The following is a 23,123-nucleotide window of genomic DNA, read 5'->3' on the forward strand; positions in this document are numbered from 1 at the left end:
GAGACAAGAGAAACAGTATGGATGTCAAAAATACCATTGCCTTCGTCACAGGAGCTGCTTCAGGCCTGGGGCTCGCCACTTGCAAGGCATTGCTTGCGGCCGGAGCGAGCGTCATGGCGGTTGATCTGGACGAAGAGCGCCTTGCGAGCGAGGTGCTGCCGATGGGCGAGCGCGTGCGAATCCAGAAGGTTGATGTTTCGGACGAGGCCAGTGTGAAGGCTGGCGTAGACGCGGCAGTGGCGGAATTTGGTGCGCTGCATGTGGCGGTAAATTGCGCGGGAATTCTGGGTCCCTGCAAGACGCTTTCAAAGGGCGAGTTATTCCCGATGGATCTTTGGAACCGGGTGATCGCCATCAACCTGACCGGGACATTCAACGTGGTGCGCTATGCGTCGTTGGCCATGTCGCAGAACGAGCCCAATGTCGACGGTGAACGGGGGGTCATCGTGAACACGTCATCTGGTGCTGCGTGGCAGGGTCAAGTGGGCCAGGCCGCATATAGCGCCAGCAAAGCGGCGGTCATTGGAATGACGCTTCCGGTGGCGCGGGATCTTGCGCAACACGGAATCCGAGTGGTGGCCGTGGCGCCTGGTCTGTTTGAGACCGCCATGTCTGCAGGCATGCCAACGAAGGTGTCGCAAAACATTATTGACAACGTCATCCTCTTTCCTCATCGCATGGGGCAGGCACAAGAGTTCGGTGGACTGGTTCGGCACGTTGTGGAAAACGCCTATTTGAATGCCACCACGATCAGCCTGGATGCGGGTGTCCGTTGTTAGTCGTGGTCCATTGATCGCTGCGAGCATTCCCGCAAATGGATGCGTAGACCCTGCAAAGGTCTTATGAAGGAAATTCGATGGACAAAGCCAAGAATTCAGAGTGGAGGTACCAATGAATGCAGCCATTCAAAGCCAGCGGGAAGGCGTGGTGCTGACAGCCCAGAATCTGCTGCTGCAGTTCGGTGGAGTTGTGGCGCTGAATGATGTTTCGATTGATGTGCGCAAGGACGAGCTGCTGGCAATCATCGGGCCGAACGGAGCGGGAAAGTCTTCTCTGATGAACTGCCTGAGCGGGTTCTACCGCCCCAAGAAAGGCGAGATATCCCTGGCCGGGCACAACGTGCGCGACATGGCGGTTCACGACGTGGCGGCACAGGGCCTAGCGCGCACCTTTCAAGGTACGCACATTTTTTCGGGCATGACCGTTATCGAGAACCTGATGGTGGGGCGCCACATGCACATGCGGGCCAATCTCGTGCAGTCATTTTTCCATTTCGGCCCGGCAAAACGGGAAGAAGTTTTGCATCGGGAGGTGGTGGAAGAAATCATTGAATTTCTTGAAATTGAATCCATCCGGCATGCGCCGGTGGGCAGCCTCGGTTATGGGCTTCGCAAGCGCGTGGACTTGGGGCGCGCACTGGCCCAAGACCCGAAGATTCTGTTGATGGATGAGCCTATGGCCGGTATGAATACTGAAGAGAAAGAAGACTTGGCACGTTTCATTCTGGATGTGCGCGAGGCAAAGCGCATTCCTATTGTTTTGGTGGAGCACGACATGGGTGTGGTGATGGACCTGGCTGACCGCATCGCTGTGCTGGACTTTGGACGCAAGATCGCCGATGGAACGCCCAAGGAGATCCAGGCTAATCCCGCAGTGCTTAAAGCCTATCTTGGGGAGGGCGTCCAATGAAACTCGAAATCGCGACCCTTCCCCAGTTGCTGCGCAAGCATGCGCATGCTAACCCCAACCGTCTTTCCCAGCGCCATAAGCAGCGCGGCATTTGGCGGGAGTACAGCTTTGCGGATGTGCAGCGCAACGTTCGAGAGATTGCGCTGGGCATGCACCAAGCAGGCGTCAAAGCGGGTGAGACCATTGCCATCATTGGTGAGAATGAGCCGCAGCATTACTGGGCCGAGTATGCCGCGCATGCACTGGGATGCAAAGTTGTATCCATGTACCCGGACCTCACTTCGGAGGAGGTGGCCTATCTTTTGGACGACAGCGAAGCAGTCATCTTGTTCGCGCAGGACCAAGAGCAGGTTGACAAGGGCCTGGATGTCCGGAACAAGACGTTGAAGATGCGCCACATTGTGTATTGGGATGAAACGGGTATGTGGTCGTATAACGACCCCATCCTGCAAACCTTCGATGGCATGCAGCGGCAAGGGCGTGAAATCCATCAACGTAACGGAAAGATGTACGACGCGCTAGTGGATGCGGGAGCCCCCGATGACATAGCGGTTCTTTCTTACACTTCCGGCACGACGGGGCAGCCCAAGGGCGTGATCCTCACGCATCGCTTTTTGATCGACAACGCCCAGCGCTTGATCGATTCCATGGATGTGAAGCCGGGTATGGAATACCTGAGTTACATCGCGCCATCCTGGGCCACTGAACAAATATATGGCATCACCATGGGATTGGGATTGCCCATGGTAGTGAACTTCCCCGAGGGCCCGGAGCAGGTGTTGTCCAACATTCGGGAATTGGCGGTGGAAGGTATGACATTTGCTCCGCGCCAGTGGGAAAGCATGGCGTCCTCTGTGCAGGCGCACATGCTCGACGCAGGACCCATTCGACGAGGTGTCTACGAGTGGGGCATGAAGATCGGTCACACCGTTAATGTGGGGCGCTTGGATGGAAAACCCGTTGGCCTGCTGGACCGGTTGCTGTTTCCTATCGCCAATGCACTGGTTCTGCGCCCGTTGCGAGATCTGCTCGGCCTGACCCGGCTGCGCTGTGCCAGCTGCGGTGGTGCCACCATGGCACCGGATGTGTTTCGCATGTTCCATGCCATGGGTATACCTCTGCGCAACATCTATGGCTCCACCGAAACCGGGTTGCTGACATGCCACCAGGGTGACCGATTTGATCTGGAGACCGTAGGGCACTGGATGAAGGCGCATCCAGAGGCGGGCCCACCATTGGAATGGCGCTTGAGTGCGGACGGAGAGCTGCAGATTCGTGGCGGAAGCCCGTTTCTGGGCTACTACCGCAGAGAGGGTTCCGTAGAGTCGAAGGTGAAAGATGGCTGGTTCTACACGGGCGATGCCGTAACGAAAACTGAGCTAGGCGAGCTCGTGTTCCTGGAGCGGTTGTCGGACCTCAAGCGTTTGCGCAGCGGAGAAACCTTCCCGCCGCAGTTCGTCGAGACCCGCCTTCGGTTCAGTCCCTTCATCAAGGACATCATGACGGTGGGAGACGAGACGAGGGACTTCGTGGCCGCTCTCATCAATATCGACATGGCTGTTCTGTCGCGGTGGGCAGAAGACAAGCGGATCGGATTTTCAACCTTTACCGATTTGTCACAGCGGCCAGAGGTCGCAGAGTTGATCAGTCAGGAAATTACCCGTGTGAATCAGTTTTTGCCGGCGCATGCGCGGGTCAAGCGATTCGCCAATTTTCCAAAAGAGCTTGATCCGGACGAGGGCGAACTAACACGTTCGAGAAAGCTGCGGCGCGAATTCCTGGAGGTGCGATACGCCACGCTGATCAACGGTTTATATGACGGCTTGCACGCCGTGCGTATCGATATTCCTGTGACCTACCAGGACGGTCGGCGCGGCAATTTCGAGGCTCTGGTGTCCATCCATGACACGGACGCCGCAGGGTCAGACCACCTGGGCGCAGCCCGAAGCAGAGGACGGAAATGATCGATTTTATTAACTACCTGATAAACGGTGCGCTGTCAGGGCTTCTGTATGCGTTGATCGCCATGGGTTTCGTCGTGATCTATCGCGCGTCAAAGGTGTTCAACTTTGCACAAGGTGAGTTGGTGGTCTTTGGCGGCTACATGGTGTGGTGGACGATTATTCAGATGGGTCTACCGCTGTGGGTCGGATTGCCCGTGGCATTCGTTAGTGCTGCAATTTTTGGTTTCATGATTGAGCGGATATTTTTTGCCCGTCTGGTTGGGGAATCCGTCTTCTCGATGGTCATGGTGACGATCGGTCTCTTGATTCTGATCCGAGGCGTTGTGTTGGTGCTTTTTGGTCCACAGGTGCGTGCTTTTCCGATCATCTTTCCTCTGGATCCGATCATCGTTGGCGATCTCATCGTCTCCCGTTCGATGCTCTACGGTGGAATTATGACCATCTTCATCGGCGTTGGCCTCTCCTGGTTTTTCAACCGGACAAGGGCTGGCTTGACCATGACGGCCGTGGCGGAAGACCACCAGGTGGCCATGTCCATGGGCATCTCGGTGCAGCGTTCCATTGCCTTTGCGTGGGTGCTGGGATCCGTGCTTTCCACACTGGGGGCGATAGTGCATTTGAGTGGCCGCTCCATCAACATGATGAGCTCCGACATCGGCCTGGCTGCCTTGCCGGTGGCCTTGCTGGCTGGGTTGGAGTCCCTCGCAGGTTTGCTGATCGCCGGTGTTTTGGTGGGTGTGATTCAGGGTTTGGCTTCGGCCTATCTCGATCCCCTGGTGGGGGGAGCGCTGGGCTCCGTCTTTCCTTTCATCATCATGCTGGTGGTGTTGTTAATTCGTCCCACCGGCATGTTCGGGTGGAAAACCATTGAGAGGGTATGAGCATGGATCCCGCAGGTGTATTCGCGACTTCTTTCGCCAAAGACCAAGCACTAATTCGCACGCGCAGCCAGGCGGTGGCATTGGGCCTGTTTGTTATAGCGTTGTTTGCGCTGCCCCTGATCAGCGAGGTCCGCTGGGTGGCGATCATGACCTCTATGCTGATTACTGCAGTGGTGGTCATGGGGCTGCAGATCAATACTGGTCTAGCGGGTCAGATCAATTTGGGTCAAGCTGCGTTCATGGGGGTTGGTGCGTATGCAACAGCGCTCCTAGCGACGAAAGGCCACCTGCCTTTCTGGCTGGCTTTGCCCATCGGCGGGCTGTGCGCGGCGCTTTTTGGGCTGGTGTTTGGATTAACCGCAATGCGCATAAAGGGTTTTTACCTTGCCTTGACCACGATTGCTGCGCAGATTTTGTTCCACTTCTTTGTGCTCAACCTGCCTGCCAAGTGGCTGGGGGGATCTAACGGCATCACTCTGGAACCAGCACAGCTCCTTGGTTTCGTTTTCAACACCGATACCCGCATTTACTACCTGTGTCTGGTAGTGGCCTTCATCATGATTGCGGGCGCCTACGGCGTCGCACGCAGCCGCCATGGTCGAATTTTTGCGGCAGTGCGCGATGACGACGTGGCCTCAGGAATGATGGGCATCAATGTCGTGCGCACCAAGGTACTTGCCTTCTTGCTGGGTGCGTTTTACGCGGGCATCGGTGGAGGGCTCTGGGCTTACTACGTCAGGTTCGTGGCGATTGACCAGTTCACCCTGATCCACTCGATATGGTTCATCGCGATGATCATTGTGGGTGGCATGGGGTCGGTGACGGGCGCGCTGATCGGCGTGTTTGTTATCCGTACTGCCCAGGAGACGATCACCATCGTGGGCCCTTCACTGGTCGAGAACTTTTCCTTCCTGAGCGGAGATGTTGTTTTCGCAGTGATGAATATTTTCCTGGGTGGAGTCATCGCGGCCTTTCTGATCTTTGAGCCACGCGGTCTGATGCACCGGTGGAACATCGTCAAGCGGTCTTATCGCATGTGGCCTTACCCATATTGACCGCAATCCTGTTTTCTGCAGCCACCTTAGGCGCTGGGAAGGGCTGCTCCAATGCAAAGCGCTACTACAAAAGGAGACTTTTTTTATGAAAACGAATCGAGCAAAGTTGTCGGCAATGGTCAAACTGGGGCAACGCGGCGCTTTACTGGCGTCAGCCTTGTGCCTTGGCGGCATGGCACAAGCTCAGACTACTTACAACGTGGCTGGCCTGGCTGACTTCACCGGACCTTTCGCAGACATCATGAAAGATATGACGGGATGCCGCCGTGCGGTGCTCGACTGGTGGAGCGAAGAGGTCGGTAAAGCGCAGGGCGTCGCATTGCGAATCAAGGATTTCGACACCCGCTATGACGTCGCCCAAGTGGCCAGCCTCTGGCCAGGCATCAAGTCCGAGCTCAACCCGGTGGCTGTTCTGGGTGTGGGCGGTGCAGATACCAATGCGCTGCAGCAGCGCTTGCCTAGTGACAAGGTGCCTCTTGTCCAGTCGACAGCAGGATATGGATTTGCTTGGAAGGGTGATAACTGGGTGTTCAATGCCCGTGCCACTTACCCGCACGAAGCGGCTGCGTTTTATGTGTGGATGCAGAAGAAGTCGGGTTCGTCTGCTCCTCTCAAGGTGGGGGTGATTTCATCGGAAGTATCGCCGGCCTACGTGGACATCCACAAAGGTGTCGAGAAGTTCGCTAAGGACAATCCGAAGATCATTGAAGTCGTTGAAACGATTTATACCGAAGCACAGCCGACCGACCTTACCCAGCAGGTCAGCCGCCTGGTCCGCAAGGGGGCCACGGTACTGCAGGTGTTCAACAATACAGCATCGGTAGTGGCGACACGGCGCGCCCTGCAAAGCCTTGGAAAAACCAATATTCCGATAGTGGTTAGCGCTCATAACGGGTTGCTTTCGTCGGGGAAAGCGCTGGGTGACCTGAGCCAAATGGATGGAAACTATGAGGTCTATGGCATGGCCATGGCCGCCGAAGGCGCAACACCGGCACGGGACTTCTTCGAGAAACTGCGCAGCCAATACAAGTTGCAAGCCGCCTATAACTCTGCCTGCATTATGGGCATGAGCCAAGCGATGTTGACGGTTCGTGCCGTTGAAAATGTTGTCAAGGTCAAAGGTGCTGGCGGTGTGACGGGCGAAGAGGTTCGCGCTGCACTGCTGTCCACCCCCATGCCTACCGAGCGCAGTTTTGGCTTGTTGCCCAATATCAAGTTCAACAATGATGCGCCGTTCCCGACCTCGGGCACAGCCGTCAACATCGGCACCGTCGAAAAGGGAAAGTACAAACTTCTCGAGCAGAACGTTCCGGTTCCTGTGTTGAACAAGTGGTAATTGCAAATCGGCCTGGGTCTCGGGCCACCGAGACCCAGGCCACATCATCTGGAGCTACCCGTGCTTGAACTGAACAACGTTGAAGTCCTCTACAGCGACGTCATTCTTGCTGTCAAAGGCATTACCGCCAAAGTCCCCGCTGGACAGTGCGTGACCTTGCTGGGCGCCAATGGCGCTGGCAAGAGCACCACGCTCAAGGCCATCTCCAACCTGGTCAGGACAGAGGATGGTCGTGTGACGGCGGGGAGTATTCAATTTGATGGTGCGGACATCACCGGTGCCAACCCCGTCGATGTCGTTCGCAAGGGGTTGGTACATGTCATGGAAGGGCGCAAGGTTCTCCGCCACATGACAGTGGAGCAGAACCTGGTGGTGGGCGGTCATATGGGCAGCGCTGGCGATGCCAAGGAAATGCTTGATGAGGTGTATAGCCGCATCAAGCGTCTGAAAGCCTTGCGTACTCGCACAGCAGGTTACCTGTCGGGCGGCGAGCAGCAATTGCTGGTAATTGGACGGGCCCTGATGGCCAAGCCTAAGTTGGTGATGATCGACGAGCCTTCGCTCGGCTTGGCTCCGCTGATGGTCGATGAGGTCTATGGTTTGCTGAGTGACCTCAAGACCAGCGGTCTGACTCTGCTGATCGTGGAGCAAAACACCCGCGTCGCTCTGGATTTAGCCGACTACGGCTATGTGATGGAGAGCGGACGGATCGTGTTAGAGGGCCCCTCCAACAGCTTAAAGACCAACGAGGACGTTCGAGAGTTCTACCTCGGCCTGACGGTCGATGGGGAGCGCAAGAGTTTCCGCGACATGAAACATTACCGCCGCCGCAAGCGCTGGCTGGGTTGACCGCATTGGGTCAGTCGTTTTCCAAGTTTTCAAGGATGGGTTTATGAGCATCGTTTCCAATGCATTGCTGAGCGAACAAGAAGTCATTATTCGGGAGTCTGCCCGGCGTGTCGCGACTGAAGTGGTGGGTAGCACGGCCGCCGAACGTGATCGCACGGGGGCTTGGCCACACGACGAAATCAAGGCAGTTGCCGACGTAGGCTTCATGGGCATGCTCGCCCCGCCAGCATACGGCGGTTCCGGGCTTTCATTCGTGGAGTATTGCCTGGCTATTGAAGAATTCGCAGCGGCCGATGGTGGCTTCGCCACCATGATGCACGTCCACAACTCAGCTGCGCACGTGTTACGTAGTTTTGGAACCGAACAACAGATGGCCCGCCATCTGCCGGATCTGGCCAGTGGCAAGCGCATTGGTGCCTTTTTATTGTCAGAGCCCCATGCAGGCTCGGATACCGCAGCCATCCGGACCACGGCTAAGCGGGACGGCGACGTTTATGTGATCAATGGCAGCAAACAATGGATTTCCAATGGCAGTGAAGCGGGCTTTGCGCTCGTCGTGGCAGCAACTGCGGAACCAGGTGCCCGTCACCGCTTCAGCCTGTTCATCGCGGACCCCGAAGATCCAGGCTACCAATGCTTGCGTATCGAAAGGAAGCTGGGCCAGCACACGGCCCACACGGCTCAGATTCAGCTGGACAACATGCGTGTTCCAGTTCAGAACATGATCGGTGAGGAAGGGCGCGGGTATGGCAAAGCACTATCGCTGTTGTCCGATGGGCGCATCGCAATCGCCGCCCTGGCCATCGGCATTGCCCGTGCAGCGCTGGAGGCAGCCATCCGCTACGCCAAAGAGCGCGAGGCCTATGGCAAGCCACTCACCGAACTGCAGGCCATTAGCTTTGATTTGGCGGAAATGGCCATGCAGGTTGAGGTGGCGCACCAGTACATGCTGTATGCAGCTCGTCTTACGGATGCGGGCCTGCCAACCAGTAAGGAGGCCTCCGTTGCTAAACTCTATGCCAGCGAAATGGCTGAAAAGGTTTGCTCTGCGGCGCTGCAAGTGCATGGTGGCTACGGGTATGTCAACGACTTCCCGGTCGAGCGCTATTATCGCGATGTGCGCGTTACAAAGATCTACGAAGGCACTAGTCACATTCAAAAGTTGATCATTGCGCGCAGTATCTTGGCTGGCTGATGAGCACGGCCTTTCTCCGCAGGCCTATCGGCGAAAGCAGTTCGATACACTTTGCCTCAGTTAGCGATACGAATGCCCTCAAGGAAAACAACACCAATGAGTACGCCAATTGAGGCAAAGCCCAAGTCACTGACACGCAATGCTGCCAAAAGATCGGGCAAGGGCGCAAAATGGAACAATGCGGTCAGCGGCGCGGATGAGCAGTACCAGCTCAAAAAGCAAGCTGTCATTGCGGAAGCTTCGCGCGCATTTGGCCGCCATGGGTACAAGAATGTGTCCTTGGACGAGATTGCAAAAACGCTCAACGTCACCAAGCCTGCCCTCTACTACTACTTCAAGAACAAGCAGGAACTTGTCTACGAATGCCACGAGCTCGCCATGCATTTGGGAGATCGCGTCTTGCAAGACGCGATCGCTTCGGAAAATACTGGTTTCGGTCGGATCTCGGTCTTCATTAAGAACTACATCTCGTTGCTAACGGATGAAATGGGCGCACCGGCGATCCTCCAGGATTTCTCCGGTATGACTGTGGCGGATCAGAAAAAAATCACTTTGCGTCGGCGAAAGTTTGATCAAGAGCTGCGCAAAGTGCTCGAGGGGGGTGTTCAGGATGGTTCCATTGCCCCGTGCAACGTGAAATTGGCGGTGTTCTGGTTCATGGGCGCTGTTAGCTCGATTACCCAATGGATGCATATCGATGGCAGCCTTGGAAGCGACGAAGTGGCCGATATTTTTATCGGTTTTCTTGCGCATGGTATTCGTCCCAGTCAAGCGTGAATCTGGCGCAACAGGCTTGGGCTTCCGGTTGTGTTCTTCGCAGTGAGGCAATTCTGGCGGACATCGTCGTGCATGGCGGAAACCGGTGCTGGAATCAGGTCTTCAGGCTTGATCAGGATGGCAAGGTGGTCGAGTTCTTCGAGGCAGCCAATGCGAGTCTTTCTGCTTCGACGATGGGATGCTGAGAAGCTGGTCGGCCCACACGGGAATCCAAGGCGGCTTTCAAGGCGTGTGCGATGGCCCAATGAATTAGTGGGCAGTGACGCATTCAATGAATGGAGAGCACCACAATTGCGCTCAGGAATAGGCCCCGGATTGCGCGCGCAGGAGGTGGCTACGCACCAAATCCAGCCCGCCGGGTCCGCTGAGAACATCCAGTGGACGACGATGACCAAATGTCGGTGCCAATTCCAACAGCCATTGGTCAAGCCAAGCCCGCGCGTCAAAACCTACTGGTGTTCCTGATTCATCAACCATACGCTGAACAAGTGCGGAGAGGGTAGCGATATCGTCTTCGAGGGCCATGGCCCATTCTGATCTGCACGCCAGATGAATGCAATGCACACGTCCGGGCAAGGTATCTTGAATTGAAGGGAGTTCCCCGCCCTACCACCGCCTGCATGACGAACATGGAGGCGATGAACTGCAGTGGGCGATTCAGCGAATTGCTCGCTTGCTTTGGGCGGACATATGAAAACTGCCTTGGTCTTCGGCTGGGGTGCAAGAGTGTGGGGGGTATTTTGGACGTGCGAGCACCGCGCGTGCTGCTGCAACTATCGCGGCTGAGTGTTGGCGCCGATTCAAAATTGAGCCACCGGGGGTGCGGACGAAAACTTGGACTACTAGAAGGTAGTTCATGTATTCCTACGAAGACCGAATCCGAGCCGTTGAGCTCTACATCAAGCTCGGCAAACGCACCAGCCCGACCATCCGTCAGCTGGGTTACCCAACCAAGAATGCATTGAAGGGGTGGTACCGCGAGTATCAGCAGCGGCTCGACCTGCCGCTGGGATATGCCCGTCGGGAGCCGAAGTTCTCGCAGGGCCAGAAGGCAGCGGCCATCGAGCACTACCTCACACATGATCGATGCATCGCTGCCACCATGAGGGCGCTGGGCTATCCAGGGCGTGGAACGCTAACCAAGTGGGTCCGCGAGGCATTCCCTGAAGCCAGGATGGCCCTTGTCGGCAGTGTGGGCCAGCGAAGATATCCCGAGAGCTTGAAGCACGCGGGAGTGATGGAGCTTTGCACCCGGCAGGAAAGTGCACAGGCTGTTGCCGACAGGCTCGGCGTGTGCCGGCCAACGTTGTACAACTGGAAGAACCAGCTTCTGGGGCGTGAGGCACCCGCATCAATGAAACACACCGATCGATCACCGCAGGCGCAAGAGCGTGAAGAGCTCGAGCGCCAAGTTGAGATACTGCGCCACGAAGTCAGGCAACTGCGCCTTGAGCAGGACCTCTTGAACAAGGCCAATAAACTGTTAAAAAAAGGCCTGGGCGTCGATCTGCAGCTCCTGTCCAACCGGGAGAAGACACTGCTGATTGACGCCCTCAGGGAGCACTATGGCCTGCCAGAGCTCCTTGCACAGTTGGGTCTTGCGCGTAGCTCGTACTTCTACCATCGAGCCCGCGCGGCAATCGGAGACAAGTACGTGAGGGTGCGCCAGTCCATCACCGAGATCTTCGAGTCCAATCACCGCTGCTATGGCTACCGCAGGCTGCAAGCCTCACTGGCCAGAGAGCAAGGCCCGATCTCCGAGAAGGTGATACAGCGGCTGATGAAGCAAGAGAGCCTGGTCGTTGCAAAACCCAAGAGGCGTCGGTATGCGTCTTACCTGGGCGAGATCAGCCCGGCACCAGAGAACATCATCAACCGTGACTTCCAGGCAGCAGCCCCCAACAAGAAATGGCTGACCGACATCACGGAGTTCCAGATCCCTGCAGGCAAGGTCTACCTGTCGCCGATCATCGATTGCTTCGACGGGATGGTGGTGAGCTGGACCATCGGCACGAGTCCGGATGCAGAGCTGGTCAACACCATGCTGGATGCAGCCATCGAGACCGTCACAGAGACAAGCGATCGACCAGTGGTCCACTCAGACCGCGGAGGTCACTACCGCTGGCCTGGCTGGCTATCCAGAATGAGCGAGGCCAAGCTCACCCGCTCGATGTCCCGCAAGGCCTGCTCGCCTGACAACGCAGCGTGCGAGGGCTTCTTCGGTCGGTTGAAGAATGAACTGTTCTATCCTCGGGACTGGAAGAGCGTCACAGTTGAGCAGTTCATTGAGGTGCTCGACGACTACATCCGTTGGTACAACGAGAAGCGGATCAAGATCTCCCTGGGGGCCCTCAGCCCGATCGAATACCGGGTGAGCCTTGGACTTGCGGCATAAAACCAGTCCAAGTTTTTATCCGCACCCCCACCGTGCCGATTGAATTTTGAGCCAGGGCTAATGGCCAACCTGTGAAGGTCGGCTGTGGATAAGTGTAGTGCCTTGGGTCGGTTTTGGTCTCCTTGGTGATCGAGCTCGGTGGTCGTCCGTTGAGGGTAAGCCGCGCAGGGCGAAGCCCGTAGCGGCTTGCCCTTGAGCCGCTCAGAACGGCTCAGCCTTCTTGGCCTGTTCGCGTGCCTTGATGCGTTTCTTGGCCACGGCTGTGCTGTGCATGAACCTGTGGGACTCGTTGCCCGTCTCGACGATGTGGCAGTGGTGCGTGAGTCGATCCAGCAGTGCCGTGGTCATCTTGGCATCGCCGAACACGCTGGACCATTCCTTGAAGTCCAGGTTGGTGGTGATCATCACGCTGGTCTGCTCGTAGAGCTTGCTCAGCAGGTGGAACAGCAAGGCGCCGCCTGCCTGGCTGAAGGGCAGGTAGCCCAGCTCATCAAGGATGACCAGGTCCATGCGCTGCAAGCTCGCTGCGATGCGGCCTGCCTTGCCTTGGGCCTTCTCCTGCTCCAGTGCGTTGACCAGGTCCACCGTGGAGTAAAACCGCACGCGTGAGCCATGGCGCGTGATGCCCGCCACGCCGATGGCCGTGGCCAGATGCGTCTTGCCCGTGCCGGGGCCACCCACCAGCACCACGTTGTGCGCCTGCTCGGTGAACGCCATGCTGGCCAACTGCTCGATGAGCTTTTTGTCCACGGGCGAGCATTCGAAGTCGAAGCCCGCCAGGTCGCGGTGCACGGGGAACTTCGCCGTGTGCATCTGGTAGCTCACTGAGCGCATGGCTCTGTCCGTGACTTCCGCTTGCAGCAGGTGCTCCAGCAGCCAGCGCGAGCTCTCCAGCGTGGCGTGGCCGCCTTGCTTGACCAGGTCCTCCCAGGCCCCGGCCATGCCGTACAGGCGCAGCTCTTTGAACTCCTTGTCCAGCTCACGCATGATCGGCCTCCTGCATGTCGCTGCCAGCGCGCAGGCTGTCATAGCGCGCCGTGTCGGCCAGGGGTGTCTGGCTCACTTGCAGGTTGGTCGCAACCGTCTCGGGCAGGGGCTGCGCTTGCAGGCGGCCGAGCACGTTGATGACGTGCTCGGTGCTCACCCGCCCCGATGGCGGCGCACTCTCCAGGGCCAACTCCACCGCCACCAGCACGGCGTCCAGCCCTTGCTTGGGCACCTCGGCCAGTACCTGCGCCATCACCCTGTCGCCCCCCTCCTGGTGCAGCAAGCCTTTGCGCATGCGCTGCAATGGCTCGGGCAGGTCTGCAAAGGGCGCGCCGTTGCGCAGCGCGCCCGGCTTGCGCTCGATCAGCGGCACGTAATGCTGCCAGTCGTAGCGGGTCTGGTTGCGATCGCTCAGGCGCTCGTGCGTGGCCACCATAGCATCGCCGGCCACCACCACGATCTGCGCCGGGTACAGGTGTGTGCTGACCATTTGCCCCGCCCATTCGCAGGGCACCGAGTAGCGGTTGCGCGCCACCGTCACCAGGCAGGTGCTGCTCACCTTGGCCGGGTTCTCAACATAGCCATCAAAGGCCACCGGCATCGGCATCAGGTGGCTTTGCTCCAGCTCCAGCATCTCGGCGATGCTGAACGCTTTGTGCTGCGGGTGGCGCAGCTCTCGCCACAGAGCCCGGCAGCGCTCGCCCAGCCACGCATTGAGCTCGGTAAAGCTGCCAAAGCGCCGTTGCCCCGCCTCCACCCAGATGCGACGGCGGCTGTCTTGCACATCCTTCTCCACGCGCCCCTTCTCCCAGCCGCTGGCACGGTTGCAAAAATCAGGGTCGAACAGATAGTGCGCGCACATGGCTGCAAAGCGCGCATTGACCACGCGGCCTTTGCCCTTCTTGACTTTGTCGACCGCCGTCTTCATGTTGTCGTAGATGCCACGGCGTGCCACGCCACCCAGCGCTGCAAAGCTGCGGGTGTGCGCATCGAACAGCATCTCGTGGCCTTGGCTGGGGTAGGCCACCAGCCAGAAGGCCCCACTGGCACACAGCTTCATGTGCGAGACCTGCATGCGGTAGTACACCCCGCCCACCAGCAAGCCGTCTTCGCTCCAGTCGAACTGGAAGGCCTCGCCAAGCTCGAAAGTCAATGGCACGAAGGCCTTGCAGGCCGCCTGTTGGCCTTCACCTTGGCGCCACTTGCGGATGAAGTCCGTCACCCGCGTGTAGCCACCTTCGTAGCCCGCTGCCTTGATCTGCGTGAACAAGGCCTTGGCCGTGCGCCGCTCCTTCTTGGGCCGCTTGGCATCGGCCTTCAAGGCTTGCTTGAGCTCCGCCTCGTGCGCCGACAGCTTGGTCGCCTTCGCCGCCTCCCGGCGGTACTTGGGCTCGACCGGCTGCGCCTCGTCCAGCCACTTGGCCACCGTGTTGCGCGACAGGCCCGTGGCCCTCGATATCTCCCGCTTCGTCTTCTTGTCCCGGCGGTGCATCCGCCGTATCTTGCCAATCATGTCCATGGTGATCACCCTCTTCATTCCCTTGCTGCACAAAACAGCAGGGTAGGTAAAACACCTGGCTCAGTTTTAGGTCGGCATCACACCAAAAAGTGGCTCAGTTTTCGGTCGGCGTCAACAGATCGGGGTGTCAAAGAGGGCTTCTTCCATCGCCAGATCCGACAAGGTAAACCACTGCTGCATGCAGTGGATGCGCAGCATGGTCTCCAGGGCAAAGGGTGGGCGGCCGTTCTTGCCCTCGGGGTAGTACGGGGCAATGACATCGATCAATGCAGCCCAGGGAACCACCCGATCCATCTGGACCAGCAGTTCCTGTTTGCGGGTCTTCTTGGTGCTCAGATTCAGGTCAAGGCTGCTTTGCTTCATGGCCTGTGAGGATGCCATTGCATGCTGACATGTACCAAACACTGCGGGGGGTTTTGCAGGATTTCCCTAGATGCTTGTTTACGACTTTAATTGCGTGTTTACGACTTTAATTACCCAGAATACCGACGATGGGCCGCTATCTCCTGCGCAGATATCGGTGCTTCAGGCAGTGGCCAATGAGGATCTGCCGAAGGGGGCAGTTGTTCGCATAAGCAGTCTTTTTGCTGGAGGATGACATGCCGAAAAAGCACACCACCAACCCTTTGCTGATAGCCCGCGTCGGCTGGAGCAATGGCTCCCAGACGGTAGTGTTGCCGCCCGGATTCAGGTTTGCCGATTCCGTCCGTGAGGTGTTCATCCGCCGCGATGGCGAGAGGCTGGTGTTGACCCCGCGTCCAACCGATTGGTCTGACTTCTTTGCTTCGGGGGTGAAGACCTCGGCCGACTTCATGGCGGTGCGCGAACGCTTGCCAAATTCAGGAACGTGTGGTTTGACGTCCAGCCTGTTGAGCCCGAGGTAGTGCGTGGATTCACGACTCCTTGTCGTTCATGCGTCCGTCCGAACCGCTTCCGGTGACAGGTACCCTTGGGGCTTTATCTACAGGCTGCAGAGCTATCTTTACGACCCACAGTGCATGAGTCAAATTTGTAGAAAATTCCCACAATCGAAAAATAATTGTTGAAATCTAATTTTTATACATGAAAAAGTCCATAACTTTAGTCAATTAAGGTAAGGAGTCACCCCCAGCCAGCGTGTCACTCCACTGTGACACTCTTGGCCAGGTTCCTGGGCTTATCCACATCCGTCCCCCGCGCACACGCGGTGTGGTACGCCAGCAGCTGCAGCGGCACCACGTGCAGCAGCGGGCTCAAGGGGCCGTAGTGCTCGGGCATGCGGATGACATGGATGCCCTCGCTGCTTTCGATGCGGGTATCGGCGTCGGCCAGCACGTAGAGCACGCCAGCGCGCGCGCGCACTTCCTGCATGTTGCTCTTGAGCTTTTCGAGCAAGGTGTCATTGGGCGCCACGGTGACCACGGGCATGGCACTGGTCACCAGGGCCAGGGGACCGTGCTTGAGTTCACCGGCCGGGTAGGCCTCGGCGTGGATGTAGCTGATTTCCTTGAGCTTCAAGGCGCCTTCCAGCGCAATGGGGTAGTGCAGCCCCCGGCCCAAAAAGAGAGCGTTTTCCATCCGGGCAAAGTCTTCGGCCCAGCTGATGATTTGTGGCTCCAGCGCCAGCACGGCCTGCAAGGCCACGGGCAGGTGGCGCATGGTTTTGAGGTGGGCGGCTTCTTGCTCGTCGCTCAAACGGCCTTTGGATTGGGCCAGCGCCAGCGTCAGTAAAAACAAGCCTGCCAGCTGGGTGGTGAAGGCCTTGGTGCTGGCCACACCGATCTCGACACCGGCGCGCGTGATGTACGCCAGCTTGCATTCGCGCACCATGGCGCTGGTGGCCACATTGCAGATGGTCAGCGTGTGCTGCATGCCCAGGCTCTGCGCGTGGCGCAACGCGGCCAGGGTGTCAGCGGTCTCGCCAGACTGGCTGATGGTGACAACCAGGGTGCGTGGGTTGGGCACGCTGGTGCGGTAGCGGTATTCGCTGGCCACTTCGACTTGCGTGGGGATGCCCGCGATGTCTTCGAGCCAGTATTTGGCGGTGCAGCCGCTGTAGTAGCTGGTGCCGCAGGCCAGGATCAACACGCTGTCGATTTCCTTGAACACACGCCAGGCGGCGGCGTCAGGTTCGCCATGCTGGCCCGCGCCGTCGAACAGCTCGGGCACGATGCCTGCCAGACCTTCGAGCGTGTCGGCGATGGCACGCGGTTGCTCGAAGATTTCCTTTTGCATGTAGTGGCGGTAGGGGCCCAGCTCGGCCGCGCCGCTGTGGGCCAGCACGGTGCGCACGGGGCGCTGTTCGGGCGTGAGTGCGGCACCGTCCTTGCGCACGATCCAGTAGCGGCCCAGCTGCAGGTCCACCAGGTCACCCTCTTCCAGATAAACGATCTGGTCAGTGACGCCCGCCAGGGCCATGGCATCGCTGGCCAGAAAGTGCTCTGCGCCCCCGTTTCCAACCCCCAGGATCAGCGGCGAACCAGCGCGTGCACCCACCACGCGGTGCGGTTCGTCCTTGTGCATCACGGCGATGGCGTAGGCGCCGTGCAGTTCGGCCACGGTGGCCTGCACGGCTTCAAACAGGTCGCCGCTGTAGTGGCTGTCCACCAGGTGGGCGATGACTTCGGTGTCGGTCTGGCTCACAAACACATAGCCGCGTGCCTGCAGCGCCTTGCGCAGTTCTTCGTGGTTTTCAATGATGCCGTTGTGCACCAAGGCTACTCGGCCTGCGCTTTGGGCCTGCGCGTCTGCGCCAGTGCCGTGGCTGAAGTGCGGGTGGGCGTTGTGCACGGCGGGCGCGCCATGGGTGGCCCAGCGGGTGTGGGCAATGCCGGTGGCACCGTCGATGTGTTCGGTGGTCACCTGCTCCAGCAGCTCAGCCACGCGGGCGGTGCTGCGGGCGCGCTGCAGGCCTGCCGGGCGCGCTGCATCGAGGCTGGAGGCATGTACCGCCACGCCGCAGGAGTCATAGCCCCGGTATTCAAGCCGCTGCAGGCCCTGGACGAGGATGGGAACGATGTTGCGCGTAGAGACCGCGCCGACGATGCCGCACATGGTGTTTGCCCTTGGGTTGGATTCGATGGGCGGATCGTACGCAGCGTCGAGAAAAATTATCGATTGATATTTCAATGAAATTGAACTTAAATTTCATCAAACGCATTGTATGAAATTTTTATTCAATTTATAGAAAATCATGGAATCCATATCACTCGACAGCACAGACTTGCAGCTGCTCAACCTGCTGCAAACCGACGCGGCGCAGAGCAACCAATCCCTGGCCGAACAGGTGCATGTCTCCCCGCCCACCTGTCTGCGCCGCGTCAAGCGCCTGCACGATGCCGGTCTGATCGAGCGCCAGGTGGCCATCCTGCAGCCCGACCGGCTGGCGGCCATTCAGGGCCACGGGCTGGCCTGCATCGTCGAGGTGTCGCTGGACCGCCAAGGCGCCGAACAGCTTGACGCGTTCGAAGCCCGCGCCGTGGCCGACGACGCCGTGCAGCAATGCTGGCGCGTATCGCCCGGGCCGGACTTTGTGCTGGTGGTGCACACACGGGACATGCCGGGATACCTGGCGCTGTCGCAGCGCCTGTTCACGGGCGATGCCAATGTGCGCAACGTGAAGGCCTTCTTTGCAACCCGCAGGGCGAAATTTGGCACAAAAGTGCCTCTAGCGCTTGATCAGAAAGCGCAAACAGCTATTTAATTTATAGCAAATGGTTGACAGCCCCTTTGCATGCCGTTGTCCCAGTCCTCTTGCCTTCCCGCCGCATCGGCATAGAGTGGTTGGACACACAGGAGCCACGCCGCATGGAGTTCAAGGACTACTACCAGACGCTGGGGGTCAGCCCCACCGCCACGGCCGACGAGATCAAGAAGGCCTACCGCAAGCTGGCGCGCAAATACCACCCCGACGTGAGCAAGGAGCCCGACGCCGTGGCGCGCATGACGGCGGTGAACGAGGCCAACGCCGTGCTCTCCGACCCGGAAAAACGCGCCGCCTACGACCGCCTTGCGCAAGAACCGCGCATGCAGCCGGGGCAGGACTTCCGCCCGCCCCCGCACTGGGATGCGGGGTTCGAGTTTTCGGACGGCGCGGGCACCCATGGCGGCCCAGGTGGTGCGCCAGGCGACTACAGCGACTTCTTTGAACAGCTGTTTGGCCGTGCCGCCCGGGCGCGTGGCGCAGGGCGCAGCGAACACACCAGCGGAAGACCGCCCCCCACCCAGCGCGGCGCAGACCACCACGCCCGCATCGAGCTGGACCTGGCCGACGCCTACCAGGGCGCCGAACGCACCCTCACGCTGCAAAGCGCGCACCAGGCCGATGGCGGATCGCTGGTGCGCGACGAGCGCCACCTGGCCGTCAAGATCCCGCAGGGCGTGCGCGAAGGCCAGCTCATCCGCCTGGCTGGCCAGGGCAGCCCGGGCTGGGGTGGCGCACCGGCGGGCGATTTGTTTCTGGAGGTGCTGTTCAAGCCCGACCCGCGCTGGCGCGCGGAGGGCCGCGATGTCTACCAGCCGCTGGTGGTGGCCCCCTGGGAGGCGGCCCTGGGCGCCTCGGTCGAGGTGGGCACACCGGGCGGCTCGGTCATCGAGGTGGCGGTGCCCGCAGGCTGGAAGGCGGGGCGCAAGCTGCGCCTCAAAGGCCGGGGCATCCCGGGCACACCACCGGGCGACCTCTATCTGGAACTGCATATGGCCCTGCCGCCGGCCACCACCGATGCCGAACGCGCTGCGTACGCCGCGCTGGCCCAGGCCTTTCCCCACTACAACCCGCGCGCTGCGCAAGGAGCCCAGCCATGAGCGCCCACTCCCCCACGCCTCCCGCAGAACTGCTCGACGATGGCAGCGCCGCCCTCACGCTGGACGCCTTGGCCCGCGCCTGCCGCATGGATGCCGAATGGGTGGCAGCGCGGCTGCAGGAGGGGTTGCTGCAGGCTGGCACCGAAGGCGAAGGCGACCGCTCGGCCTGGCGCTTCAGCGGGGCCACCGTGGTGCGCGCCCGGCGCATTGCCCACCTGGAACTCACCTTCGACGCCGATCCGCACCTGGCCGCGCTCACGGCGGACCTGATCGAAGAAGTCACCGCCCTGCGCCAGCAGCTGCGACACCTGAAAGGCCGTTGAACACGGCTGAGCACGACGGAACACTGGGGGGCCACGCCGCAGCACCTGGTCATTTCATGCTGGCATCGCCCCACAGGGGCATGTAAGCTCCCCCCAGCCCCTTCGCGAGCCCGCCCTCCCAGAGCGCAGCACGAGCGGCATCACCCTATCCATCCATGCCCACACCCCGCCGCCAGATGCCCCGCCGCATCTACCCCCTGCGCATTCTGGGCATGGGGCTCGGTGGCATGGTGGTGGGCGTGGTGCTGTGGGAGCGCCACGCCAGCGTCTCCGCCTGGCTGGTCATGGTGCTGCCTGCTTTTGTGTGGCCCCATGTGGCCTACCTGATCACACGGCACAGCGCCGACCCCTACCGCGCTGAAACCCGCAACCTGCTCATTGACTCCGCCCTGGCCGCCAGCTTTGTGCCGTTGATGCACTTCAACCTGCTGCCCAGCGTGTTGCTGCTGACACTGACCATGGTGGACAAGATCACCACCGGCATCCGGGGGCTGTGGGCGCGTGCGCTGCCAGCCATGCTGGTCGGGGGGCTGGCGGGCGCGGCGCTGGCCGGCCTGCACTGGGCGCCGGAAACCTCCATGCGGGTCATGGTTGCCTGCCTGCCGGTGATGGCGCTGCACACGCTGTCGGTCAGCATGGTCAGCTACCAGCTCATCCGCCAGTCGGCACGGCACAACCAGATGCTGGACGAACTGCGGCGCGTGGATGCGCTCACGGGTCTGTTCGGGCGCGGCCACTGGCAAGAGCAGGCCGAGGCGGCGCTGCGCCGCCACCACGCCAGCAACGAACCCGCCTGCATGCTGATGCTGGACATTGACCATTTCAAGGAAATCAACGACGCCCATGGCCACACCGTGGGTGACGAGGTGATCCGCGCGCTGGCCCATGTGGTGCGCGGCAACGTGCGCGCGGGCGACTGCGCCGGGCGCTACGGCGGCGATGAATTTGCCATCGTGCTGCCGGGCATGCTCGCCAAGGACGCGCTGGCCATTGCCCACCGCATCCGCGAGCAAACCGAAGGCGTGCGCCTGCGCAGCCTGCCCGGCGTGCGCATCACCAGCAGCATTGGCGTAGCCCCCGCCGACCACCGCCACAGCAACCTGCGCGCCTGGATCGACGCCGCCGACGCCGCGTTGTATGCCGCCAAAAACGGTGGGCGCAACCGCGTGGCGGGGTGCATGGAGCCAGCGCTGGCGCCTGCGGTGTAGCAGCCCAGAACCGGTTCCAGCACACCACATTCGCGGCCCCGTGCCACCATGCCCCCCGCGAACGATCCACAGCCTGCTTCTTACCGCCGCCACGGCGGCATCGGCCCCGCGTCGGAGCGGCTGACCTACCGCCGCATCTACCCGTTGCGCATGCTGGGCATGGGCCTGGGTGCCGTGTTGCTGGGCAGTGTTCTGCACGACAACCAGTCTCCGGCGTGGATGTGGTGGTTGCTGGGGGTCACCGCGCTGGTCTGGCCCCAGCTGGCCTAACTGCTGGCCCGGCACAGCGCCGATCCCTACCGGGCCGAAGTGCGCAATCTGCTGATCGACTCGGCCATCGCTGGCATGTGGGTGCCGCTGCTGCACTTCAACCTGCTGCCCTGCGTGGTGATGGCCCTCATCACCACCTACGACAAGTTCAGCACCGGCATCAAACGCCTGTGGCTGCACTCCCTGCCCGGCATGGCGGGCATGTGCCTGCTGATGACCTTGCTGCTGCGGCCCGAGCCGCGCCTGGAAAGCTCGCTGCTGGTGGTGGTGTGCACCCTGCCCCTGCTCATCGTGCATGGGTTGGCGGTCAGCACGTCCAGCTACCGGCTGATCCGCACGGTGGCGCGGCAAAACCGCGAGCTGGAGAGCCTGCGCCGCACCGACGCCCAGACCGGCCTGGTGGCCCGCAGCCACTGGCAGGACCAGGCCAAGCTCAGCCTGGAGCGGTTTCACGCCAGCGGCAGCCCCGCCTGCCTGCTGATGATCGACATCGACCACTTCAAGTCCATCAACGACCTGCACGGCCACACCGTGGGGGACGAAGTGATCCACGCCGTGGGCCAGGTGATCCTGGACTGCGTGCGCGCACACGACCACGCAGGCCGCTACGGCGGGGACGAATTTGCAGTGGTGCTCAGCGGCACCCGCGCAGCCGATGCGCTGGCCATCGCCGAGCGCATTCGCTGCCGCATCGCGGCCCTGCACCTGCGCGACCAGCCTGATTTGCACCTCACCAGCAGCATCGGCCTGGCACAAGCCGCGCCCCACCAGGCGGGCCTGCGCGAGTGGATCAACGACGCCGACGCCGCCCTGTACCGCGCCAAAAACGCCGGGCGCAACCAGGTGGCAGACCATGAAGCGCAGACATCCCACGCGGCACCACCTGCGCCGGTGGTGCAGACCCATTGAACCCGGAGGGGGTTTGCTGAACCTGCTGAGCCCGGGGCGCTGACAACGCCGCGGGACCCAGGAATCAGCATAAAAATTGCCGCCAGCGCTTATCCATCAAGCGTAAAGAGCTATATTTTTAATAGCAAATTATCAAATCTTTGCTCACGCCGGCCAGCACACGCGCACCGTGCAGCCACCGCCCGGCACCGCCGTGGCACTGATCTGCGCGCCATGGCGCTGCGCCACCGCGCGGCACAGCGCCAGCCCCGCTCCCACGCCGTCAAACTCTGTCTCGCGGTGCAGGCGCTGGAACACGCCGAACAAGCTGCCCGCGCGCGCGGGGTCAAAGCCCACGCCGTTGTCTTGCACCGTAAAGGCCACCTGGTCTGCGGGTGCAGCATCCGCCGACACCGTGATGCACGCGTGCGCCACGGGGCGGGTGAACTTCAGGGCATTGCCCAACACTTGCACCAGCAGCTCCTGCAGCAGCGTGGGGTCGGCCTGCAGAGTGGGCAAATCCGACGCAATGCGCCACTCCACCGCACGCCCAGCCTCGGCAGCGGCCAGCGCGGCGCGCGCCTGGGCGATGGCACCGCCCAGCGGCACCGGCTGCAGGCGCAGCGGCGCGCGGCTGGCGCGCACCAGGGTTTGCAGGCCGTCGATCATGAGCCCCATGCGCCGGGCAGACTGGTCCATCGTGGCCAGAAAACCCAGCGCCTCCTGCACCTCGGCGCTCCGCAGCACCTCGGGCGGCAGGTCGCCCAGCACCTCGCGTACCAGCGTGCCGTACGACGTCACGTGCCGCAGCGGCGCGCGCAGGTCGTGCGACACGGCACGCAAGAACTCCTCTTGCGCAGCGGCCATGTCGGCCACCTGCTGCTGGCTGCGGGCCAGTTCGGCGCGCAATCCCTGCAATTGCTGCAGCTCGTCCCCGGCGCTGGCGTCTGGTTCGTTCATGGCTTGGGCTGTTTGGCGGGGCGAGCCCAGTTCGCAATGCTGATT

Annotated in this window: 22 protein-coding genes and 2 pseudogenes; 18 read left to right on the forward strand and 6 right to left on the reverse strand. The window is 60.6% G+C overall.

Features of this window, described 5'->3' with window-relative positions; all coding sequences use genetic code 11:
- Positions 1–17: 17 nt before the first annotated feature.
- The 10 genes from ACSQ22_RS24175 to ACSQ22_RS24220 all read left to right on the forward strand — a co-directional run bounded on the left by ACSQ22_RS24175 (position 18) and on the right by ACSQ22_RS24220 (position 9,931).
- Entirely contained in the window at positions 18–779 is a 762-nt protein-coding gene (locus ACSQ22_RS24175) for an SDR family NAD(P)-dependent oxidoreductase (RefSeq protein WP_056642823.1), read from the forward strand.
- A gap of 112 nt (positions 780–891) precedes the next feature.
- The gene (locus tag ACSQ22_RS24180) at positions 892–1,689 is read left to right on the forward strand and encodes an ABC transporter ATP-binding protein (RefSeq protein WP_056642819.1); all 798 of its coding nucleotides are present in this window, start codon (positions 892–894) and stop codon (positions 1,687–1,689) included.
- Positions 1,686–3,653, forward strand: a complete 1,968-nt coding sequence (locus tag ACSQ22_RS24185; protein ID WP_056743885.1) for an AMP-dependent synthetase/ligase — start codon at positions 1,686–1,688, stop codon at positions 3,651–3,653. Before ACSQ22_RS24180 ends, ACSQ22_RS24185 begins: the two co-directional genes overlap by 4 nt.
- Positions 3,650–4,534 carry a branched-chain amino acid ABC transporter permease gene (locus ACSQ22_RS24190; protein WP_056743883.1) on the forward strand — a complete coding sequence of 295 codons (885 nt, stop codon included), beginning with the start codon at positions 3,650–3,652 and terminating at the stop codon, positions 4,532–4,534. Before ACSQ22_RS24185 ends, ACSQ22_RS24190 begins: the two co-directional genes overlap by 4 nt.
- A 2-nt stretch (positions 4,535–4,536) precedes the next feature.
- Positions 4,537–5,589 (forward strand): branched-chain amino acid ABC transporter permease, encoded by a 1,053-nt coding sequence (locus tag ACSQ22_RS24195; protein ID WP_056743917.1) that lies wholly within the window; start codon positions 4,537–4,539, stop codon positions 5,587–5,589.
- 85 nt (positions 5,590–5,674) lie between these two features.
- A complete protein-coding gene (locus tag ACSQ22_RS24200; RefSeq protein ID WP_083235468.1) occupies positions 5,675–6,925 on the forward strand; it encodes an ABC transporter substrate-binding protein in 1,251 nt (416 codons plus the stop codon).
- Between the two features lie 60 nt (positions 6,926–6,985).
- Positions 6,986–7,774, forward strand: a complete 789-nt coding sequence (locus ACSQ22_RS24205) for an ABC transporter ATP-binding protein (protein ID WP_056743881.1) — start codon at positions 6,986–6,988, stop codon at positions 7,772–7,774.
- Positions 7,775–7,817: 43 nt separating this feature from the next.
- Complete coding sequence (locus tag ACSQ22_RS24210) at positions 7,818–8,969, forward strand: acyl-CoA dehydrogenase family protein (RefSeq protein ID WP_056743879.1); 1,152 nt, start codon at positions 7,818–7,820, stop codon at positions 8,967–8,969.
- A gap of 96 nt (positions 8,970–9,065) precedes the next feature.
- The gene (locus tag ACSQ22_RS24215; protein ID WP_056743877.1) at positions 9,066–9,746 is read left to right on the forward strand and encodes a TetR/AcrR family transcriptional regulator; all 681 of its coding nucleotides are present in this window, start codon (positions 9,066–9,068) and stop codon (positions 9,744–9,746) included.
- Positions 9,743–9,931, forward strand: a complete 189-nt coding sequence (locus ACSQ22_RS24220; RefSeq protein WP_146191287.1) for a hypothetical protein — start codon at positions 9,743–9,745, stop codon at positions 9,929–9,931. Before ACSQ22_RS24215 ends, ACSQ22_RS24220 begins: the two co-directional genes overlap by 4 nt.
- Before the next feature lie 112 nt (positions 9,932–10,043).
- Here ACSQ22_RS24220 and ACSQ22_RS24225 read toward each other — a convergent pair whose 3' ends face one another.
- On the reverse strand, positions 10,044–10,271 hold the full coding sequence (locus tag ACSQ22_RS24225) for an antitoxin Xre/MbcA/ParS toxin-binding domain-containing protein (protein ID WP_082564895.1): 228 nt from the start codon (positions 10,269–10,271) through the stop codon (positions 10,044–10,046).
- A 331-nt stretch (positions 10,272–10,602) separates the two neighbouring features.
- Here ACSQ22_RS24225 and ACSQ22_RS24230 point away from each other — a divergent pair, with 331 nt between their 5' ends.
- Positions 10,603–12,141 (forward strand): IS3 family transposase, encoded by a 1,539-nt coding sequence (locus ACSQ22_RS24230; protein WP_436131768.1) that lies wholly within the window; start codon positions 10,603–10,605, stop codon positions 12,139–12,141.
- Positions 12,142–12,342: 201 nt separating this feature from the next.
- Here ACSQ22_RS24230 and istB read toward each other — a convergent pair whose 3' ends face one another.
- The 3 genes and pseudogenes from istB to ACSQ22_RS24245 all read right to left on the reverse strand — a co-directional run.
- Positions 12,343–13,128 (reverse strand): IS21-like element helper ATPase IstB, encoded by a 786-nt coding sequence (istB, locus tag ACSQ22_RS24235; protein ID WP_024815605.1) that lies wholly within the window; start codon positions 13,126–13,128, stop codon positions 12,343–12,345.
- Positions 13,121–14,647, reverse strand: coding sequence for an IS21 family transposase (istA, locus tag ACSQ22_RS24240; RefSeq protein WP_056637686.1), 1,527 nt, complete (start codon positions 14,645–14,647; stop codon positions 13,121–13,123). Before istA ends, istB begins: the two co-directional genes overlap by 8 nt.
- Before the next feature lie 117 nt (positions 14,648–14,764).
- A pseudogene (locus tag ACSQ22_RS24245) lies at positions 14,765–15,010 on the reverse strand (transposase); the annotation flags it as partial.
- Positions 15,011–15,246: 236 nt separating this feature from the next.
- On the opposite strand from ACSQ22_RS24245, the gene ACSQ22_RS24250 reads away from it, so the two are divergent.
- A complete protein-coding gene (locus tag ACSQ22_RS24250; RefSeq protein WP_056638830.1) occupies positions 15,247–15,531 on the forward strand; it encodes an antitoxin in 285 nt (94 codons plus the stop codon).
- Positions 15,532–15,766: 235 nt separating this feature from the next.
- Here ACSQ22_RS24250 and glmS read toward each other — a convergent pair whose 3' ends face one another.
- The gene (gene glmS, locus ACSQ22_RS24255) at positions 15,767–17,680 is read right to left on the reverse strand and encodes a glutamine--fructose-6-phosphate transaminase (isomerizing) (RefSeq protein ID WP_431150771.1); all 1,914 of its coding nucleotides are present in this window, start codon (positions 17,678–17,680) and stop codon (positions 15,767–15,769) included.
- A gap of 139 nt (positions 17,681–17,819) precedes the next feature.
- Here glmS and ACSQ22_RS24260 point away from each other — a divergent pair, with 139 nt between their 5' ends.
- The 6 genes and pseudogenes from ACSQ22_RS24260 to ACSQ22_RS24285 all read left to right on the forward strand — a co-directional run bounded on the left by ACSQ22_RS24260 (position 17,820) and on the right by ACSQ22_RS24285 (position 22,139).
- Entirely contained in the window at positions 17,820–18,329 is a 510-nt protein-coding gene (locus tag ACSQ22_RS24260) for an Lrp/AsnC family transcriptional regulator (RefSeq protein WP_431150772.1), read from the forward strand.
- A 104-nt stretch (positions 18,330–18,433) separates the two neighbouring features.
- Positions 18,434–19,429, forward strand: a complete 996-nt coding sequence (locus ACSQ22_RS24265; RefSeq protein WP_436131769.1) for a DnaJ C-terminal domain-containing protein — start codon at positions 18,434–18,436, stop codon at positions 19,427–19,429.
- Positions 19,426–19,752, forward strand: a complete 327-nt coding sequence (locus ACSQ22_RS24270; RefSeq protein ID WP_436131770.1) for a MerR family transcriptional regulator — start codon at positions 19,426–19,428, stop codon at positions 19,750–19,752. Before ACSQ22_RS24265 ends, ACSQ22_RS24270 begins: the two co-directional genes overlap by 4 nt.
- Before the next feature lie 155 nt (positions 19,753–19,907).
- Entirely contained in the window at positions 19,908–20,960 is a 1,053-nt protein-coding gene (locus ACSQ22_RS24275) for a diguanylate cyclase (protein WP_436131771.1), read from the forward strand.
- Between the two features lie 48 nt (positions 20,961–21,008).
- A pseudogene (locus ACSQ22_RS24280) lies at positions 21,009–21,344 on the forward strand (MASE2 domain-containing protein); the annotation flags it as partial.
- A 99-nt stretch (positions 21,345–21,443) separates the two neighbouring features.
- A complete protein-coding gene (locus tag ACSQ22_RS24285) occupies positions 21,444–22,139 on the forward strand; it encodes a GGDEF domain-containing protein (protein ID WP_436131772.1) in 696 nt (231 codons plus the stop codon).
- Between the two features lie 144 nt (positions 22,140–22,283).
- Here the strand turns inward: ACSQ22_RS24285 and ACSQ22_RS24290 are convergent, their stop codons facing one another.
- Positions 22,284–23,078 (reverse strand): sensor histidine kinase, encoded by a 795-nt coding sequence (locus ACSQ22_RS24290; protein ID WP_436131773.1) that lies wholly within the window; start codon positions 23,076–23,078, stop codon positions 22,284–22,286.
- Between the last annotated feature and the right edge of the window lie 45 nt (positions 23,079–23,123).

The organism is Acidovorax sp. LjRoot38 (genome assembly GCF_964252975.1).
Lineage (GTDB): Bacteria > Pseudomonadota > Gammaproteobacteria > Burkholderiales > Burkholderiaceae_C > Acidovorax > Acidovorax facilis.

Bases quoted from the DNA above. Each gene is read 5' to 3' on its own strand.
- ACSQ22_RS24180 (WP_056642819.1), top strand. From the start codon at position 892: ATGAATGCAGCCATTCAAAGCCAGCGGGAAGGCGTGGTGCTGACAGCC.
- ACSQ22_RS24225 (WP_082564895.1), bottom strand. From the start codon at position 10,271: ATGGCCCTCGAAGACGATATCGCTACCCTCTCCGCACTTGTTCAGCGT.
- glmS (WP_431150771.1), bottom strand. From the start codon at position 17,680: ATGTGCGGCATCGTCGGCGCGGTCTCTACGCGCAACATCGTTCCCATC.
- ACSQ22_RS24285 (WP_436131772.1), top strand. From the start codon at position 21,444: ATGACCTTGCTGCTGCGGCCCGAGCCGCGCCTGGAAAGCTCGCTGCTG.
- ACSQ22_RS24215 (WP_056743877.1), top strand. From the start codon at position 9,066: ATGAGTACGCCAATTGAGGCAAAGCCCAAGTCACTGACACGCAATGCT.
- istB (WP_024815605.1), bottom strand. From the start codon at position 13,128: ATGCGTGAGCTGGACAAGGAGTTCAAAGAGCTGCGCCTGTACGGCATG.
- ACSQ22_RS24210 (WP_056743879.1), top strand. From the start codon at position 7,818: ATGAGCATCGTTTCCAATGCATTGCTGAGCGAACAAGAAGTCATTATT.
- ACSQ22_RS24190 (WP_056743883.1), top strand. From the start codon at position 3,650: ATGATCGATTTTATTAACTACCTGATAAACGGTGCGCTGTCAGGGCTT.
- ACSQ22_RS24200 (WP_083235468.1), top strand. From the start codon at position 5,675: ATGAAAACGAATCGAGCAAAGTTGTCGGCAATGGTCAAACTGGGGCAA.
- ACSQ22_RS24230 (WP_436131768.1), top strand. From the start codon at position 10,603: ATGTATTCCTACGAAGACCGAATCCGAGCCGTTGAGCTCTACATCAAG.
- ACSQ22_RS24260 (WP_431150772.1), top strand. From the start codon at position 17,820: ATGGAATCCATATCACTCGACAGCACAGACTTGCAGCTGCTCAACCTG.
- ACSQ22_RS24265 (WP_436131769.1), top strand. From the start codon at position 18,434: ATGGAGTTCAAGGACTACTACCAGACGCTGGGGGTCAGCCCCACCGCC.
- istA (WP_056637686.1), bottom strand. From the start codon at position 14,647: ATGGACATGATTGGCAAGATACGGCGGATGCACCGCCGGGACAAGAAG.
- ACSQ22_RS24270 (WP_436131770.1), top strand. From the start codon at position 19,426: ATGAGCGCCCACTCCCCCACGCCTCCCGCAGAACTGCTCGACGATGGC.
- ACSQ22_RS24175 (WP_056642823.1), top strand. From the start codon at position 18: ATGGATGTCAAAAATACCATTGCCTTCGTCACAGGAGCTGCTTCAGGC.
- ACSQ22_RS24275 (WP_436131771.1), top strand. From the start codon at position 19,908: ATGCCCACACCCCGCCGCCAGATGCCCCGCCGCATCTACCCCCTGCGC.
- ACSQ22_RS24195 (WP_056743917.1), top strand. From the start codon at position 4,537: ATGGATCCCGCAGGTGTATTCGCGACTTCTTTCGCCAAAGACCAAGCA.
- ACSQ22_RS24185 (WP_056743885.1), top strand. From the start codon at position 1,686: ATGAAACTCGAAATCGCGACCCTTCCCCAGTTGCTGCGCAAGCATGCG.
- ACSQ22_RS24290 (WP_436131773.1), bottom strand. From the start codon at position 23,078: ATGAACGAACCAGACGCCAGCGCCGGGGACGAGCTGCAGCAATTGCAG.
- ACSQ22_RS24250 (WP_056638830.1), top strand. From the start codon at position 15,247: ATGCCGAAAAAGCACACCACCAACCCTTTGCTGATAGCCCGCGTCGGC.